General features: G+C 51.7%; 14 protein-coding genes, 1 tRNA gene and 1 pseudogene. 6 read left to right on the top strand and 10 right to left on the bottom strand.

Annotated elements, in window-relative coordinates; genetic code table 11:
* The first annotated feature begins 200 nt into the window (after positions 1-200).
* Positions 201-1,304 (top strand): glutamate 5-kinase, encoded by a 1,104-nt coding sequence (gene proB, locus BV390_RS04470; protein ID WP_004858334.1) that lies wholly within the window; start codon positions 201-203, stop codon positions 1,302-1,304.
* Positions 1,305-1,314: 10 nt separating this feature from the next.
* The gene (gene proA, locus BV390_RS04465) at positions 1,315-2,568 is read left to right on the top strand and encodes a glutamate-5-semialdehyde dehydrogenase (protein ID WP_032700722.1); all 1,254 of its coding nucleotides are present in this window, start codon (positions 1,315-1,317) and stop codon (positions 2,566-2,568) included.
* Positions 2,569-2,618: 50 nt separating this feature from the next.
* Here the strand turns inward: proA and BV390_RS04460 are convergent, their stop codons facing one another.
* The 3 genes from BV390_RS04460 to BV390_RS04450 are packed head-to-tail and all read right to left on the bottom strand — an operon-like array spanning position 2,619 to position 5,972.
* Complete coding sequence (locus BV390_RS04460) at positions 2,619-4,649, bottom strand: hypothetical protein (protein WP_223849359.1); 2,031 nt, start codon at positions 4,647-4,649, stop codon at positions 2,619-2,621.
* The gene (locus tag BV390_RS04455; protein WP_032700723.1) at positions 4,639-5,598 is read right to left on the bottom strand and encodes a glycosyltransferase family 2 protein; all 960 of its coding nucleotides are present in this window, start codon (positions 5,596-5,598) and stop codon (positions 4,639-4,641) included. Before BV390_RS04455 ends, BV390_RS04460 begins: the two co-directional genes overlap by 11 nt.
* Positions 5,598-5,972: a GtrA family protein gene (locus BV390_RS04450; protein WP_227517223.1), complete on the bottom strand. Its 375-nt coding sequence runs from the start codon at positions 5,970-5,972 to the stop codon at positions 5,598-5,600. The genes BV390_RS04455 and BV390_RS04450 overlap by 1 nt, the downstream gene beginning before the upstream one ends.
* Positions 5,973-6,313: 341 nt before the next feature.
* Between BV390_RS04450 and BV390_RS04445 the strand changes: the two genes are divergently transcribed.
* Together BV390_RS04445 and BV390_RS30560 are read left to right on the top strand one after the other, a co-directional pair.
* Positions 6,314-6,389, top strand: a tRNA-Thr gene (locus BV390_RS04445).
* A 111-nt stretch (positions 6,390-6,500) separates the two neighbouring features.
* Positions 6,501-6,662, top strand: a pseudogene (locus BV390_RS30560) (Arm DNA-binding domain-containing protein); the annotation flags it as partial.
* A 319-nt stretch (positions 6,663-6,981) separates the two neighbouring features.
* Here the strand turns inward: BV390_RS30560 and BV390_RS04435 are convergent.
* From BV390_RS04435 to BV390_RS04425, 3 genes are read right to left on the bottom strand one after another with little or no spacing between them, the layout of a single operon-like run.
* Complete coding sequence (locus tag BV390_RS04435) at positions 6,982-7,884, bottom strand: alpha/beta hydrolase (protein ID WP_064384264.1); 903 nt, start codon at positions 7,882-7,884, stop codon at positions 6,982-6,984.
* The gene (locus tag BV390_RS04430; protein ID WP_032689346.1) at positions 7,874-8,770 is read right to left on the bottom strand and encodes an alpha/beta fold hydrolase; all 897 of its coding nucleotides are present in this window, start codon (positions 8,768-8,770) and stop codon (positions 7,874-7,876) included. Before BV390_RS04430 ends, BV390_RS04435 begins: the two co-directional genes overlap by 11 nt.
* 25 nt (positions 8,771-8,795) lie before the next feature.
* A complete protein-coding gene (locus tag BV390_RS04425) occupies positions 8,796-9,851 on the bottom strand; it encodes a sugar phosphate isomerase/epimerase family protein (protein ID WP_073554082.1) in 1,056 nt (351 codons plus the stop codon).
* Between the two features lie 141 nt (positions 9,852-9,992).
* On the opposite strand from BV390_RS04425, the gene BV390_RS04420 reads away from it, so the two are divergent.
* Together BV390_RS04420 and BV390_RS04415 are read left to right on the top strand one after the other, a co-directional pair.
* Entirely contained in the window at positions 9,993-10,586 is a 594-nt protein-coding gene (locus tag BV390_RS04420) for a TetR/AcrR family transcriptional regulator (RefSeq protein ID WP_032689348.1), read from the top strand.
* Between the two features lie 424 nt (positions 10,587-11,010).
* Positions 11,011-12,060 (top strand): LacI family DNA-binding transcriptional regulator, encoded by a 1,050-nt coding sequence (locus BV390_RS04415; RefSeq protein WP_046853057.1) that lies wholly within the window; start codon positions 11,011-11,013, stop codon positions 12,058-12,060.
* A gap of 60 nt (positions 12,061-12,120) precedes the next feature.
* On the opposite strand, the gene BV390_RS04410 is transcribed toward BV390_RS04415, so the two are convergent.
* The 4 genes from BV390_RS04410 to BV390_RS04395 form a co-directional block, all read right to left on the bottom strand.
* The gene (locus BV390_RS04410) at positions 12,121-12,540 is read right to left on the bottom strand and encodes an RbsD/FucU family protein (protein WP_032689350.1); all 420 of its coding nucleotides are present in this window, start codon (positions 12,538-12,540) and stop codon (positions 12,121-12,123) included.
* Positions 12,541-12,585: 45 nt separating this feature from the next.
* Positions 12,586-13,350: an SDR family NAD(P)-dependent oxidoreductase gene (locus BV390_RS04405; protein ID WP_032700740.1), complete on the bottom strand. Its 765-nt coding sequence runs from the start codon at positions 13,348-13,350 to the stop codon at positions 12,586-12,588.
* 207 nt (positions 13,351-13,557) lie between these two features.
* A complete protein-coding gene (locus BV390_RS04400) occupies positions 13,558-15,432 on the bottom strand; it encodes a TRAP transporter large permease (RefSeq protein WP_032689352.1) in 1,875 nt (624 codons plus the stop codon).
* Between the two features lie 74 nt (positions 15,433-15,506).
* A complete protein-coding gene (locus BV390_RS04395; RefSeq protein ID WP_223306609.1) occupies positions 15,507-16,463 on the bottom strand; it encodes a TRAP transporter substrate-binding protein in 957 nt (318 codons plus the stop codon).
* Positions 16,464-16,645: the final 182 nt, after the last annotated feature.

The raw sequence follows: 16,645 nt of genomic DNA, 5'->3' as shown, positions 1-16,645 counted from the left end.
AAAAATTTATGACAATGTGGAACTTTTTATAAAAAAGAGTGTTTAGATGTTTCCGTCATAAATTTGTCATCGTGTTACGCCATAATGCCCGATCTCGCGCAATAAAGTGGCTCGCCCAATACGCCAGGTGTTGGCAAGCGGCCTGAGTCCTGTTACAACATCAGCTCGATATCGATATTCCTTTTGAACGGCAGAGAATCATGAGTGATAGCCAGACGCTGGTGGTAAAACTGGGCACCAGTGTTTTAACGGGCGGATCCCGTCGCCTGAACCGCGCCCATATCGTCGAATTAGTGCGTCAATGCGCACAGCTGCACGCAATGGGCCACCGTATTGTCATTGTGACCTCCGGGGCCATTGCCGCCGGGCGTGAGCACCTCGGCTACCCGGAACTGCCCGCGACCATTGCGTCGAAACAGCTTCTGGCTGCGGTCGGACAGAGCCGTCTGATCCAGCTGTGGGAACAGCTGTTTTCCATTTATGGTATTCACGTCGGCCAGATGCTGCTGACCCGTGCGGATATGGAAGATCGCGAGCGCTTCCTCAACGCCCGCGATACCCTGCGCGCGCTGCTCGATAACAACATCGTGCCGGTCATTAACGAAAATGACGCCGTGGCGACCGCCGAGATTAAAGTCGGCGATAACGACAATCTCTCCGCGCTGGCGGCGATCCTTGCCGGCGCCGATAAGCTGCTGCTGCTGACCGACCAGCCGGGTCTGTTCACCGCCGACCCGCGCAATAACCCGCAGGCAGAGCTGATCAAAGATGTCTACGGCATTGATGATGCCCTGCGCGCCATCGCCGGCGATAGCGTTTCCGGCCTGGGCACCGGCGGTATGGGAACCAAGCTGCAGGCCGCCGATGTCGCCTGTCGTGCCGGTATCGACACTATTATTGCCGCCGGCAACCGTCCCGGCGTGATTGCCGATGTAATGGAGAGCGTGTCGGTCGGTACTCGCTTCCACGCGCAGGAATCGCCGCTGGAGAACCGCAAACGCTGGATCTTCGGTGCCCCGCCGGCGGGTGAAATTAGCGTGGATGCCGGCGCCACCCAGGCGATTCTGGAACGCGGCAGCTCCCTGCTGCCAAAAGGCATCAAAACCGTCACCGGTAACTTTTCCCGCGGTGAAGTTATCCGCATCCGCAATAGCGAAGGTCGCGATATTGCCCACGGCGTCAGCCGCTATAACAGCGATGCGCTGCGCCTGATTGCCGGCCAGCACTCGCAGCAGATTGATGCCATTCTGGGCTATGAATACGGCCCGGTTGCCGTCCATCGTGACGATATGATTATCCGTTAAGGAGCTGAAAATGCTGGAACAAATGGGCATTGCTGCCAAGGCGGCCTCTTACAAACTCGCGCAACTCTCCAGCCGTGAAAAGAATCAGGTGCTGGAAAAGATCGCCGATTATCTCGAAGCGCAGAGTGAAGAGATTCTGCGCGCCAACGCCGAAGACCTGACGGAAGCGCGCGCCAATGGCTTAAGCGAGGCGCTGCTCGACCGCCTGGCGCTTAACCCGGCGCGTCTAAGCGGCATTGCGAACGATGTTCGCCAGGTGTGCAATCTGGCCGATCCGGTTGGCCAGGTGATCGACGGCGGTCTGCTGGACAGCGGCCTGCGCATCGAACGCCGCCGCGTGCCGCTGGGCGTGGTGGGGGTGATTTATGAAGCCCGTCCTAACGTCACCGTCGATGTTGCTTCCCTGTGCCTGAAAACCGGCAATGCCGCGATTCTGCGCGGCGGGAAAGAGACCTGGCGCACCAATGCCGCCACGGTGAAAGTGATTCAGCGGGCGCTGGAGGAGTGCGGGCTGCCGGCCGCGACGGTCCAGGCGATTGAGAATCCGGATCGCGCGCTGGTTGGCGAGATGCTGAAGATGGATAAGTACATCGATATGCTGATCCCACGCGGCGGCGCCGGTCTGCACAAGCTGTGCCGCGAGCAGTCCACGATCCCGGTGATCACCGGCGGGATTGGCGTGTGTCATATCTATATTGATGATTCGGCCGATATAGCTGAAGCGCTGAAGATTATCGTCAATGCCAAAGTTCAGCGCCCAAGCGCCTGTAACTCGGTAGAAACCTTGCTGGTGAATCAGCATATCGCCGACCGTTTCCTGCCAGCCCTGAGCCAACAGATGGCGGAAAGCGGCGTGACGCTGCATGCTGACGCCGCCACCCTGCCGGTATTGCAAAACGGCCCGGCAAACGTCGAGCCGGTGAAGGCGGAGCAGTACAACGATGAGTATCTGTCGCTGGATCTGAATGTCAAAGTGGTCGCTGGCCTCGACGAGGCCATCGCCCATATCCGCGAGCACGGTACCCAGCATTCTGATGCCATCCTGACCCGTACGCTGAGCAATGCCAACCGCTTTATCAACGAAGTGGATTCCTCGGCGGTATACATTAACGCCTCTACCCGCTTTACCGACGGCGGCCAGTTTGGCCTCGGCGCAGAAGTGGCGGTCAGCACCCAGAAGCTGCACGCGCGCGGCCCGATGGGCCTGGAAGCGTTAACCACCTACAAGTGGATTGGTTTCGGCAACGATACGATTCGTGGTTAAGTCAAATCGGCAACGGTAGTAAAATGGGGGCGATTGCCCCCATTTTTTCTTTACTGGTTAATATCCAGGCTATCACAAGCAGAAGAACCATTATTATCAATAATCAAGGTAATATCTTTGTTGTGAAAGTCGCGCATATCAAAAACCACGCTCTCTGCTGTGGCAATATGCTTTTCTACACGATGCGTCGCATCTTTGATAATCACTTTCACTCCGTCAGTTTTCCCGCAGTTTTTATTGACTGACGTAATACGTAAGGTGTCATATTCCCCGACGAACATCCTGACAATAGTCGGTGTTGTTGCGCCTGGGTGGGCGTAGATTCGACCTTCACGATACATACTAAACTGCCCCCAGGTGTCGCCTTTCTCCACTGCCGCGCTTAGATAACTCTCTGTAAGATTATTTTCATACTCCGCTTTCCATGAGGGGTAGGAACGGGAAAATTCATCAATCATGCTTCTGTATTCATCGATTGTATACGGTCTGATTTTTTCATAGACGTATGCCTGAACACCGCCGCTAAGTATAAATGGCTGACTGACTCTTTTATAAGCGGCACCAATTCCCTTACCTTCCAGGATAAGATTATTTGGCAGATATATAACCTGTTGTCCATGAATTCCAAGATGCGTTTGAGCTGGATCGGTCACAATCGCATAACGAGAACTAAAGGCTTCAGTAGCCAGCTTATCACGCAAATCTACCTGCGAGACGTTGGCGATATGGCTGACAAACGATGCCGGTGATATGGCTGAAAACAGATCATTATTAAGTGAACCGCTGGATGCAAAAACAGCCACCTTATCATCTGGCTCAACACGCGCACTCATAAAGGCAATCAGCTCATGGTAATGGTCAAAGTTTTCTAATCTGAGAGGATACTCTTTGCCAGGAAGATAGCGGCTGACTAATTCCGGTTTACCAAATGGTTTTGAATATGTGCTAATAAAGACTGCAACCGTAAGTAATGAGAATGCGATCGTAAGTGTTATCGCCAGTCCTTTGTTTAACCTGTCAAAGAATAGTTTTAAAGCCGAAAGCACGAGTATTGCCAACCAAAAACAGAATGGCATTCCATGCTGCATCCCTGGTGTCTGTGTTCGGGTAAATATAATATAGGTGATAATAAAATTAGCTAATGCAAAAGCACAAAGAACTTTAAGACGAAAACTGGTTCCGAAAACAATATACAAGCCTCCCAAAACAATTAATGGCAGCAAATATAAACCAGCATAGTTCAGGGTTATAAAGAAGGTTGCTTGCTCTGTCGCCTTGTATGCAGAATAAATATCAGAATAGTTTGTCGTCAGTATTCTCTCAGCCAGTTCGAACTGAAAAACACAGACTAAAAAAATCACTACCAGCCCAGAAAGAGTAAAGAAAATAAAGTATTTAAATATTCTTTCCTTACTAAACCTGGCCGCTTCACCAAACAAAAATGTATTCAAAAAAGGCAACGTAACAAACAAGGAAACTACGCTATAGGCATACCATCGCCGGAATGCAAAGGGCAACCATAGTAATACTCCCATTGCGATTGCAAGTAATACAAAACGGGCTCCCTGGTATTTTAAGATATTAACTTTAAACAAAATCAAGCAGCACAGCGATAGTGGAATCATTCCTATGATATCAGGATAGCCGCGCAAGGTTGGTGTGACAAAAGGAATAAAACTTGCCAGAAAAACAAAGATATACGGCTGGTATTTGTTGTCCACACCTGCAGCAGTCGCAAACAAACGCATTGCAATATAAGCAAATGGTAAAAAATAAAGAATATACACACCCAATATGTAAGCTTCCCGATTTCCTATCGGCAGATAGTTAAACGGGATCAGTGCAATGACTGGCAAAGGGTTATAATCAGCTGAATAGACTGAATATTTTATACTAGCAAGCCATTGACTAAATGAGTCATGCAGTAAGCCAGTATACTCATTCCATACTACCCAGTAAAATCTGGAATCCCATGTATAAGCCTGATTTTCACTTGCCACAAAGGAATAACAAAGTACTGATAATATGGCGATGAAAACCACATACTGTATTCTACTGATTATTTTTTCGTTATTCATCATCAACCTTCTGCTGCGTTGTTTTTTCGATAAAATATTTAGGACGACCTTTAGACTCCATATATATCTTACCGACATACTCACCAATGATGCCTAACGATAGCATCTGTACACCGCCGAGGAAGAAAATAGCGATCATAACTGAGGCCCACCCTTCAACGGTATTTCCTGAGAATTTCTCAAACAGCGCATAAATTGCTGCAAACACCGAAAGAATACTGATCGCAAACCCTGAGATAGCGATAATCCTTAATGGGGTAATGGTCAGAGAAGTGATGCCTTCAATTGCCAGGGCAAGCATTTTTTTTAATGGATACTTCGACTCACCAGCCAGACGAACTGTTCTCGAATATGCAACCTGAGTGGAACGATAACCAATCAGTGGCACTAATCCGCGTAAATATAAATTTTGCTCTTTAAAGCTCAGCAACGCCTTTTTAGCGCGATCACTTAACAATCTGAAATCGGCATGCTGAGGAATCTGCTGAACGCCCATCCACTTCATACAACTATAAAAGAGACCCGCGGTTTTTCTTTTAAATGGAGAGTCAGATGCCCGATCATTACGTACACCATATACGATCTCATTACCATTGAGGTACTCTTTAACCATTAATGCAATAACAGAAGTATCATCCTGAAGATCTGCATCAATGCTCACAGTAATATCCGATTCGGCGGCCTCAAGACCCGCAACCAGGGCTACCTGATGACCACGATTTCTTGAAAGCTTAACCCCTTTAACCGTTGAGTAATCCATCGATGCTTGAGCAATCAACTGCCACGTTGAATCACAGCTGCCATCATCAACGAATAAAATATAGCTATCAGCTGAAATCAGTGTTGCCGTGACTAATTCCGCCAGAACCGCTTGTAATTCAGATAAGCAGTGACTGAATACTTCTTCCTCGTTATAACATGGCACAACAATAGCCAACTTTGGTTGTTTCATTATTTCATCACCCAGAGTTTATTAATTAAAAAACCAGCAATTGTGTAAACAATCATGCCACATAACTGAGATATATAAATCAAATCAGGGAATATTAATAAAAACATTTTAACTGTTATAATATTAGCTACCCAGCACATTGCACAAGATGCCAGAAACTTTATAAACCGTTTGCCGGTCAGCGCTATTGAAAAGGTAAACAACGAATTAACCACAAAACTAAAGAGAATACCTACCACATATCCCATGGCATTTGATAGATATACTCCAACCCCGGTAGACATTAATAAAAATATCACCACCGCAGTTATTGCTGTATTCAATAACCCCACCATTACATATTTCAATGCGGGATTAGAAAGTATTTTTTTCACTGCATCATCCTGTTATTAACCGCGACTGATTTTATCATTTAGGGGAAAGCTGACAACTACTAAGGTTGGCCCATTACCTTTAGTTGCATACAGTTAGCATTTTTTACGGCTCTTATAGGCTGCAGTGATAGCGTTTTGAAAGCGTGTAGCTAAAGAGCAGCTCGCACCAATACCCGGCACAATTCAGGTCAATGATCGTCGTAGAAGTGGACAATTTGATGCTTAATACCATGCAGGCGCTGGAAAAATAGCCATTCGGTACAAGAGGGCATTGACGCCCCCTCCACTTAGTTTTAACCTTTTACCCCGTGATTCACATTCGTGAAGATGTCCTCTTCAGGGCCGATATAGCTCAGTTGGTAGAGCAGCGCATTCGTAATGCGAAGGTCGTAGGTTCGACTCCTATTATCGGCACCATCTCAACTTCCCAAAACGTCCGCATTCATCCATAACCACATTGATTTATAAATATTTTACCGCTTTTTAGTCCATCATCGTCCGCAACCATCCAGTAGAATCCGATACGGAATGTGTATATGTGTTTTTAACGATATGCAGATTCGCCGCACGAAGTCTGAGGCTAAAGCCTGTACACCTGAAGATGGCCGGGGATTATCTTTGCTTATTGAACCGAATGGCAGCAAGAGCCGGCGGTTTCGTGATCATTACGCGGGTAAGTCCGCAATGCTGTTGAAAAGATAAACAAATGTCGGCACGAGATGCCTCCGCCAGTATGCAGGCATTTTACGGGCTATTTTCCCGTAAGCAGGCACAGCCAGTCGGTTGGATTAAACCGTCAGAGCGGCTCAACATGCTACGTACAATTGCAGCATGTCGCAGCGGATAAATGCCGGTCCATTTGCAAACATTGTGGGGTTGAACCGGCACTGATTACCGCTAATGCGGGCTGAAAATCGGCAGGGCAAAAATGCCTGAGAGGGGGATTATCAGCGGCTGTAAACCACCCGCCGCGCCATTGCAATGTGCTTTTTTGGCTGCACGTCTTCCGCTAACCGCGGGCGAGCTCGAATAGCTGGCCTGCCGCCGGAGTCAGACCTGACATATGGATACAGGCATGGACCATGCCCTGCAATCGCTCGCTGCGCACCTTAACGCCAGCTTTCTGCAGCCGTTGCCCATACTCTTCAGCCTCATCGCGTAACGGATCATATTCACAGCTCAAAATGGTAGCCGGAGGTAAGCCGCTAAGTGAAGCGGCATGCAGCGGTTCGGCGTAGGGATGACGACGCAGGCCAAGATAGTTGTCCCAGCAAAACGCCATCGCATCGTGCGTTAAAAAGTAGCCTTCGGCAAACTCTCGGTAGCTCTCCGTCGCCATATCGCGACTTAACGCAGGATATAACAACAGCTGATGCTCGATATGAGGGCCACCGCGGTCCCGAGCCAACAATGCCGTCGCCGCAGCCATATTTCCTCCAGCGCTATCGCCGCCCACCGCTAACCGACTGGCATCAATCCCCAGACGACGCGCCTGCTCATTAACCCAGCATAGCGCCTGATAGACATCTTCCAGGGGGCGAGGAAACGGATATTCTGGCGCCAGTCGGTAATCAACCGACAGTATTATCCGGCCTGTCGCGTTGGCCAATGCCTGGCAAGGTTGATCGTACAGCGCCAGAGATCCCAGGCACCAACCGCCGCCGTGGGCGAAGAGCATTGCTGGCTGTGCGCTCCCGTCATTTGCCGCTACGGGTTTATAGGCGCGAAGCGTAATGCGATGGCCGTCATCAGCGACAACGACATAATCCTTAATACCTCCGCTCATTTCCCCTTTTCCCTGCAGCTGGCGCAAACCCGTTTCTGTCGTCGCTCTCATATCGGTCAGCGATACGGGCGCTGGTATTCCCGCCAAAGAGGTCAAAAAGTTGGCAATATGCTCATCAAGCGGCATAACGAGTCCCCTCAGACAGAAATGGCACGATCAGCGCGATAAAAACCTCATGGCTCTCTTCGGTAATAAAATGTCCGCAGTCGGCCACCGTCTCGCCGCGCAAGTCATGCGCGTTGCCTTGTAGAGTGGCCAGCGGCGCATCGCCCGTCGCGTGCTCAGCACCTATTGTCAGTACCGGCATAGTTAATGGCGTTTGCGCGCGTAATTGGTTCTGTCGAATGGTTTCCGGAATCGCCCGATAGTACTCAAAACCTGCTCGTAATCCACCCGGAGTCGAATAAGCGGCAATGTAAACCTCTGCGGCAACCCGGTCGCGGCGATGAGACCAGCGGTTGAAAATATAGTTGAGATACTGTGATTCACGCCCGTGGGTCAAGGTTTCAGGTAAATCAACCAACTGATTGAACATGAAGTGCCAAAGAAAAATGTTCTCCTCCGGCGCGACAAAAATCGGCGGTGGCGGAGCAAGACCGGGGATCACCGCTTCTGTCAGCACCAGGCGTTCGACTGCTTGCGGAAAATCGCTCGCCATAGCGTAGCCAATCCACATCCCGACATCGTGACCCACCAGACGGTAACGTGAATGCCCCAGTTGCGTCATCATCGTATGCAGCATCACGGCAATACTCCCGGTGTCGTAACCGTCGCGCGGTTTGTCCGAATCGCCGATGCCGGGCGGGTCTACGGCTATCGCCTGAAAACCAGCCGCGGCCAGCGCGCGCATAACATGGCGCCAGGTATACCAGGTCTGTGGCCATCCGGGGATCAGCAGGACTGGCTGCCCTTTCCCTGCGACAACGCAATGGATGCGTTGTCCGTTTACCTTCGTATAGACGTGTTCCATCCCGGGATCCTGTTCGAGGATCTCGTCATATAGCGGTTTCATGGGGGGTTCCTTGTGATATTACGGCTTAGCGAATGCCGAGTAATGTATTGATCTGATGAGGATTAACCTGTGCCCCGGCGAAATCGTCGAACACTTTATCAGTGACGTTAATGAGGTGGTCGCGGATGAACGCAGCGCCTTCCCGGGCGCCGTCCTGCGGGTGTTTCAGGCAACATTCCCACTCCAGGGTAGCCCAGCCGGAATAGTCATATTGTGCCAGCTTCGAGAAGATGCCTTTAAAATCAACCTGACCATCACCCAACGAGCGAAAACGGCCTGCACGGTCTATCCACGATTGGTATCCACCATAGATACCCTGGCGACCGTCTGGATTAAACTCAGCATCCTTAGCGTGAAACATGCCAATAAAATCTTTATAAATATCAATAAACTCCAGATAATTAAGCTGCTGAAGCACCATGTGACTGGGATCGAAAAGTACCTGGCAGCGAGGATGTTTCCCTACCCGCTGATGAAACATTTCGAACGTCACGCCATCATGCAGATCTTCGCACGGGTGGATTTCATAACACAGGTTAATGCCCTGTTCATCGCAGGCATTGAGTACCGGCAGCCAGCGTCTGGCCAACTCGTCAAAAGCTGCTTCGATTAACCCAGCCGGACGCTGCGGAAACGGAAACAGATAGGGCCAGGCCAGTGAGCCGGAGAACGTACCCAGCTCGCTGAGACCAAGCCGTGCGGAGGCTTTGACGGCCAACAGCAGCTGTTGCCGCGCCCATTCACCGCGCGCTTGCGAATTACCATGCACATCCGACGGCGCAAAACTGTCGCACATGGCGTCGTAAGCCGGATGCACCGCCATGAGTTGACCGAAAATATGGCTGGTCAGTTCACTGACAACCAGGCCGTGTTCCGCCAGCATTCCGGTGAGGTCATCACAGTAGGCCTGGCTCTCCGCCGCGGTGGCGACATCAAACAGACGCCGATCCCATGCCGGAATTTGCAATGCTTTGAAGCCGGTTTCCGACGCCCATCGGGCAATCGTAGGCAAGCTGTTGAACGGGGCTATCCCATCACTGAATTGGGCGAGATGCAGGCTTGGGCCTTTGATGGTTTTCATCGTAAACTCCTATTGTTTGTCGATTGACAAACAATAGGAGTAAAATCGGAGAACCACAAGAATAATTTATAAATTCTTTGGTAATAGCGCAGGTTTAAGCGATCCTGTGTGACTGAAAGGCAGGCAAAATGGAGCAGCATAATGGCAGGTAGACCGCGCGAATTTGATCGCGAACATGCACTTTTGAAGGCGCGCAATCTCTTCTGGCGACAGGGCTATGAAGGTACGTCAATGTCGGATTTAGTGGCAGAACTTGGCATCGCTTCCGCGCGCATTTACAAAGCGTTCGGTTCAAAAGAACAGTTGTTCCGACAAGCCATAGTCCATTATGAAAGCCAGGAAGGCGGGTTTGCAGATCGGGCCTTCGCCGCTGAGAATAACGTGCAGGAGGCGATCAAAAAGATGCTAGTGGACGCCGTGCACCTGTACAGCCAGGCGGAATTGCCGCGAGGATGTATGGTCGTCGCTTCTGCCGCGAGTGTCAGCGCGGAAAATGATCAGATCAAAACCTGGCTGGCCCAGCATCGCCTGCAACGCACGCAACAGATCATCGACCGCCTAAGGCAGGCGGTGTATAACGGCGAGTTACCGGATACGACCGATGCCGACAGCCTGGGAGACTATTTCGCCGTCTTTTTACATGGTCTTTCCGTTCAGGCGCGAGATGGCATCACAGAAGCGCGATTGTTAGCGGCAGTTAATGTCGCGCTTAACGCGCTGCCGTGTACAGCATAATGCATTGTAGCCAGCAATGAGTCTTTTAATATCAAAGGGTCATTAACACCCACAGTGTTTACTATCGCAGGTAAGGATGCCTCACGATGACCCCGAGACTCTCCCGCTCTCATTTGTCTCCTTTCGCGACACCTCACTGCCTGCGTTGATAGCCATCCCGGCGGGAAAAATACCCTACGGAGGGTCGAACCGGGTTAAAGAAAGGGCCTGCGATTTCCCGTAGGCCCTGGACCGCTGTCGCGTGGCTTACATCACTTGTCGCTCGCAAGCACATTGACAGCACCAACTGTAACGTTACACTAAACCGTTATTGTTGATGTTCCTCATCAGAAAGCGATGCAGGATCAGGCTTGTCGACCCCCGTATAAAACGGCGCGGAGAATCGCTCTCCTCCGCGCCTCGCCCACCGCTGCAAAGGAGATGTATGGCAAACATTCGCGATGTCGCAAAGCATGCTGGCGTGTCCGTCAGCACCGTATCCAACGTGCTCAATGGCCGTACAGACCAGATGCGCGAAGAGACGCTGGCGCGTATCCAGCAAAGCATGCAAACGCTCAATTACTTCCCTAACCGCGTCGCCCAGCAGTTGAAAACAGGCCAGGCCAAAATGATCGGCCTGCTGGTTCCGTCCATCGTCAACCCCAGCTTCGCCTCGCTGGTCCGTGAAGTGGATCTGGCGGCAAAAAAGCGCTTCTATCGTGTGCTGATCGGCAACACCTACCGTCAGATTGAAGAAGAAGAAGCCTTTCTGGAAGATATGTTCGCCCACGGCGTGCGCGGCATTATTGTCGCCGCCGGTGATATTGAAAAAACGCATTTTGTGCGCGCCGCCTCTCAGGGCATGATTATGGTCAACTACGACAGTCGTATGCCGGCCAGCGCCGGTTCCGGCGGCCTGGCGCTCGACAGCGTATCCATGGATAACGTCGAAGCCGGGCGTTTAGCCACAGAGCATCTGATTGAGCGTGGGTGTCGGCATCTGACGTTCGCCACCGTCGCCGGTATGATCCCGAGTCGCGCCCATAAAATCGAAGGCTTTCTCAGCGCGGTGCAGCGTCATGGGCTATTTCGTGAAGGCATGATTGTCGAGGAGAAAACGCAGGCGGCGTACGGTGATGCGGAAATGACCGAACTGGGCCGTTCGCTGGCGCAAAAAATCTGCCGCCAGTCGCGCCGTCCTGATGGTATTGTGGCAATTAATGACGCGCTCGGCATTGGGCTGATGGCCGGCCTGCACGAAGCCGGGATTAGCGTGCCGGGAGAGATCTCCATCATCGGCATCGACAACATCCCGCTATCCGGCCTGGTTTACCCCAGATTGAGTTCCGTGATGCCTCCGCTGAGTGAGATGGCGGAGGTCATGGTACAACGCCTGATTGAACGGACGGACAACCCGTCTCTCCCGCCGCAGGAATTTCTGTTTACCCCTTCCCTGGTGTGCCGTCAGTCGGTACGCGATGCGCCCGAGGTCTGACTCTCGCGCCGCTGTTTTTGTGCCTGTGACGGGAGAAAAACACGTTCTCCTTCTCCCACGTCACAGTAGCGTCGGGCCGACGGTGAGCAGAATATTGGCAAAGCGGCGGGTTTCGCCGGAGGCGACAACCAACAGGGTATCCGACGATTTCGCCTGCGCGTAAAAGTCCTCCCGGGCCACATATTCCACTCCGGTCGACTCAGCAAGCAGACTGCGATATTCACGCGCAATCGTATTATCAAAATCATCCGGGCAGGACATCAGCAACGCTTTTTCAATATTGATGTAGCCGAGCATTTTTTGCAGGATGACCACGCTGCTAATTAAACCCGGGGAAAAATTCAGATAAATAATCCGCGCCCGCGGCGACGAGTTGGTTAAAAATGAATAATTAGCATCAGCGATAAGAATATTGGCTTTATGGCCACACTGGGCCAACGCCTGGAGTAAGTCCGGATGAATAATTTCTGATTTGATCATGACGACGCTCTCTGAATATGGGCGGGATATACCCCGCCCTGAGATTTATGCCCGATAAATACCGCCGTTAATATCCAGAGTCGCCCCGGAGATAAAGCCATCGTATTCCGAGGCCAGGAAGCAGATCGCGCGCGCGATATCTTCAGGCGTACCGGCTCTTCCCAGCGGAATATCTTCGATAGTCCGATCGGCCGAGGCCTGAGTGGTATGCTGGTTATGAAAACGAGTCCCCAGAATCAGCCCTGGCGCCACAGCATTCACCCGAATACCAAACTCACCAAGCTCTGCGGCAAGGGAGCGGGTCCACGTCAGCACCGCGCCTTTAGCCATCGAATAGACCAGCGATCCGGAGTGCCCGCCGGAGCGTCCGGCTAACGAGGCGAGATTCACGATACTCGCGCCGTCAGTCGCCTCTTTTAACCACGGCAGCGCCGACTGAGTCACATTGAGCATGGTCGTCATATTGACATCAATGACGGTACGCCAGAACTGCGGGTCAATTTCACCGAGCCATTTTCGGGCAATAATTCCCCCGACGTTATTCACCAGAATATCGATCCCGCCTAAGAACGCCGCCGCCTCGGCAACGCAGCGTGCCGCATCCGCCTCGCTGGTCAAATCCGCATAGCCGCAGGCGGCCTTGCCTCCCCGCTGTTGGGCAATAGCGATTAATTCTCTGGGGCCTTCTTCACCGCTGAAATAGTGAATATAGATATCACATCCGGCCTCAATCAGTTTTCTCGCGGTCTCTTTACCAATACCTTGCTCAGCGCCAGTAATAAATACTTTCTTTCCCGTTAATGACCCCATTGCATACTCCTTTCTTCAGAATAAATCCGCCATCAGCGCATAATATTTATCAGCGAGAGATTCAGGACGTTGTTATCCCCACCTGCAGGCGTGTTAAATATCAGAACCTTAGCGATACATGTTGACCTTGCGCCCTGTCGATATTGACAGGACGCCTCTTTTAACCGTCTTTAAATAACAAAATGCGGTTTACTACTGGATTCACAATTAATAACCAGCGAGCCCCGGCAACCATGTTGTTAATGGTGGGACCATGGCCACGATAATAATACCGACGAAGACCACCGCCAGATATTTTGCCATTGGCCGAATAACGTGTTTCATCTCCACGCCGCAAATGGCGCAAGTGGTATAAAGGCCAAGTCCGATAGGCGGTGAAAAGAGACCAAAGCCCATTGCCATAATCATAATGATGCCGAAATGCAGCGGGCTGAAGCCCAGCTGAACGGCGATCGGCACCAGTATCGGCGCAAAGATAATCAGCGCCGGAGCACCTTCCAGTACGGCGCCAAAAATAACCAGAATAACGATGGTTAATAGCAGAAACAGCCAGGCTCCCTGCTCGACCCCAATGCTGACCAGTAATTCCGCTATTTGCTGCGGGATCATCTGTATCGTGAGCGCATAAGAAAGGCTGGTGGCGCAGGCGACGATAAACAACAGCACTCCGGACATGGCGGCGATATCGATAAACATTTTTACCGTTGCTTTGAACGTCAGTTCACGAAATGCAAGGCGACCGACGACGATGGCGTAAATCACGGCAAAAGCGGAGATTTCTGTCGAGGTGGCGATCCCCATCATGACGCCGCGGCCGATCATAAAAATCATCACCAGCCCAACGGCGGCGCCAAGGTAGAGCTGCGTGCGCGGCCGTAATACCGGATACGCTTCGCTAACGTTGATTTTGCCGCCAAACCGGTTGGCGGCAATCATCAGCAGTACCAGCAGGCAGACGGCGGGCACCAGACCAGCAATAAACAGCGCGCCAATCGAGATGTTCGCGACAAAGCCCATAACAATCAGATTCACGCAAGGTGGGATTGTTTCGGCCATCACGGCCGAGGCAGCGAACACCCCGGCGGCCTCTTCGCCATCCTGTTTAGCCCGACGCACCGCCGGCATCAGCACGCCGCCAACCGCCGCAACATCTGCCAGCTTGGAGCCGGAGATCCCGGAAAAGAAGGCCATCGACAGTACGGTGGTCATGTTGAGGCCGCCGCGAAAGCGCCCCATGCCACGCACGATAAGTTCAACGAGCCGCGTTGACATCCCGTTGATCTCCATCGCGGCACCGGCCAGCAGAAAGAACGGAATGGCCAACAGCACGAAGTGATCTACCCCCGCCGCAACCTGCTGGGAGAAAAAGACAAACGGTAATGACGGATCGCAGATAAAAAACACCATCGCCGACAGACCAAGGGTAAACGCAATCGGCACGCCGGCGAGAATACCGAGGACAAAGCAGATCAGCATCAGCCCGGCTGCAGCGCTGGCGGGATCGGCCATCAGCGAGAGTTTCATATAGCCAATGGCGGCCAGAACCACAATGCCAAGGCCGCTAAACAGCACAACCCGAATGCGCTCCCGCAAGGCAAGCTCCAGCGCCGCCACCATCATAACCAGCGAACCAATCAGCACCGGAATGACGTAGATTGTCTGCGGCAAACCGGTCTCCGTGGTTTGCAATCGCGCGGCCTGCACCAGGTCGTAGCTGGAAACGACAAGCCCAACCGAGACCAGAAACAGGATCCAGCGGCTGGCATGAACGACATAGGGCCGAACCTGTTCAGGCAGGAAACGCAGGAACAGATCGACGCCAATATGGCCTCCTTTCGCCGTCGAGGTGGCCACGCCGAAAAACACCAGCGCAATCATCAGCGCGCGGGCCACCTCTTCGGCCCAATGAATGGGCGAGTGCAGCGCATAGCGCCAGATAACGGATGCGAACACCACCAGCACGTTGATAAACAACACCAGCGCTCCGGCCCAGGCGGTTAAGGTGGTTAAAAACCGGCTCAGCTTGCCCAATAGCGCAAGGACGAAGCACTCATCCTTTGCTTTAATAGAGATATCAGCCATGTTGAATCTTCTCCACAAGATTGCCAATCTCACCGCTTAACCCCACCGTGACACGGCCGGGTAAGCGGCGCCGATCATGACGGGTCTTTTGCCGCCGCGGTAATTTCATCAACGATGGGCTTCATATCCGGATACTGCTTGAGGAACGACTGCCACACGGGCTGCACCTGCTGATAGAAGAACTGGCGATCGGTTTCGCGGAACGTCACCCCTTTTGCTTCAAGGTTCTTTATTGCTTCCTGTTCTTTTTTACCCGCTTGCATGCGTTCATAGTCCGTCGCCTCTTTCGCCGCCGCCAGCACGTCCGCGCGCAGTTCCGGCGGGATTTGTTCGAAACTCTTTTTATTCATCGCAATCATCAGCGGGTTGTAGCTGTGGCGAGTCAGGGTGCCGTTTTTGATGATTTCATAATATTTGCTCGCATAAATCGTCGGGGCATCGTGCTCTACGCCGTCAATAACGCCCATTTGCAGGCTGGAATAGACTTCACCGCCCGGCATAGGGATCGCCACTGCTCCCATATGGTTTAACGTGGCGATAAAATTAGGCACCGGTAGCACGCGAATTTTCAGGTTTTTTAAATCCTCCGGCTTTTCAATCACCTTTTTGGTATAAATATTGCGAGCACCTAAGTTAAAGCCGTAGCCGAGCACCATCACGTTGGCTTTATCCATCATTAAGGCGGAGAGTTTTTCCCCGGCGCTGCCATCCAGCGCTTTCCCTACCTGACTGTAATCTTTAAATAAATAACCCAGATCCAGGACACCCATTTCAGGTACCAGCGTGGCCCAAATGGATGTACCGGAAATCATCATATTAATTGCGCCAATGCGAACCTGCTGCGTCGCATCGGCCTCTTTCCCCAACATGCCGTTGGCAAAATAGTTGAGCTTAATTTGCCCTTTCAATTTGGCATTGTTGTTAATGTTTTCCTGAAAACGGCTGAACCAGATGTAGTGCGCCGAGGAGTCGTCCGCGGGGAGAGAAGAATAAACGCGGAAGTTGAGTGCCGCATGGGCTAAGGTGCTCACCGCACTTCCCGCTATCAGGGCCGAGCTCAAACAAGCAAAAGCTAAAATACGTCTGGCCGAACAAAACTGTGTCATTTTCATCATCGTTATCCTTTCACGTACCGTTGAGGTGTCTGTAGCACCTTCGGGCCTCGCTAAATCGCCAGGGACTTCAGTCATAACCGGAGGGTAAATTTCTTCTG

Source organism: Klebsiella sp. YJ, from assembly GCF_002108615.1.
GTDB lineage: Bacteria > Pseudomonadota > Gammaproteobacteria > Enterobacterales > Enterobacteriaceae > Klebsiella > Klebsiella planticola.
This window is presented reverse-complemented; position numbering and strand designations above follow the sequence as displayed.

Excerpts from the sequence above, each read along its gene's own strand:
- proB (WP_004858334.1), top strand. The coding sequence starts at position 201 with ATGAGTGATAGCCAGACGCTGGTGGTAAAACTGGGCACCAGTGTTTTA.
- proA (WP_032700722.1), top strand. The coding sequence starts at position 1,315 with ATGCTGGAACAAATGGGCATTGCTGCCAAGGCGGCCTCTTACAAACTC.
- BV390_RS04460 (WP_223849359.1), bottom strand. The coding sequence starts at position 4,649 with ATGATGAATAACGAAAAAATAATCAGTAGAATACAGTATGTGGTTTTC.
- BV390_RS04455 (WP_032700723.1), bottom strand. The coding sequence starts at position 5,598 with ATGAAACAACCAAAGTTGGCTATTGTTGTGCCATGTTATAACGAGGAA.
- BV390_RS04435 (WP_064384264.1), bottom strand. The coding sequence starts at position 7,884 with ATGCCGCTTGATGAGCATATTGCCAACTTTTTGACCTCTTTGGCGGGA.
- BV390_RS04430 (WP_032689346.1), bottom strand. The coding sequence starts at position 8,770 with ATGAAACCGCTATATGACGAGATCCTCGAACAGGATCCCGGGATGGAA.
- BV390_RS04425 (WP_073554082.1), bottom strand. The coding sequence starts at position 9,851 with ATGAAAACCATCAAAGGCCCAAGCCTGCATCTCGCCCAATTCAGTGAT.
- BV390_RS04420 (WP_032689348.1), top strand. The coding sequence starts at position 9,993 with ATGGCAGGTAGACCGCGCGAATTTGATCGCGAACATGCACTTTTGAAG.
- BV390_RS04415 (WP_046853057.1), top strand. The coding sequence starts at position 11,011 with ATGGCAAACATTCGCGATGTCGCAAAGCATGCTGGCGTGTCCGTCAGC.
- BV390_RS04410 (WP_032689350.1), bottom strand. The coding sequence starts at position 12,540 with ATGATCAAATCAGAAATTATTCATCCGGACTTACTCCAGGCGTTGGCC.
- BV390_RS04405 (WP_032700740.1), bottom strand. The coding sequence starts at position 13,350 with ATGGGGTCATTAACGGGAAAGAAAGTATTTATTACTGGCGCTGAGCAA.
- BV390_RS04400 (WP_032689352.1), bottom strand. The coding sequence starts at position 15,432 with ATGGCTGATATCTCTATTAAAGCAAAGGATGAGTGCTTCGTCCTTGCG.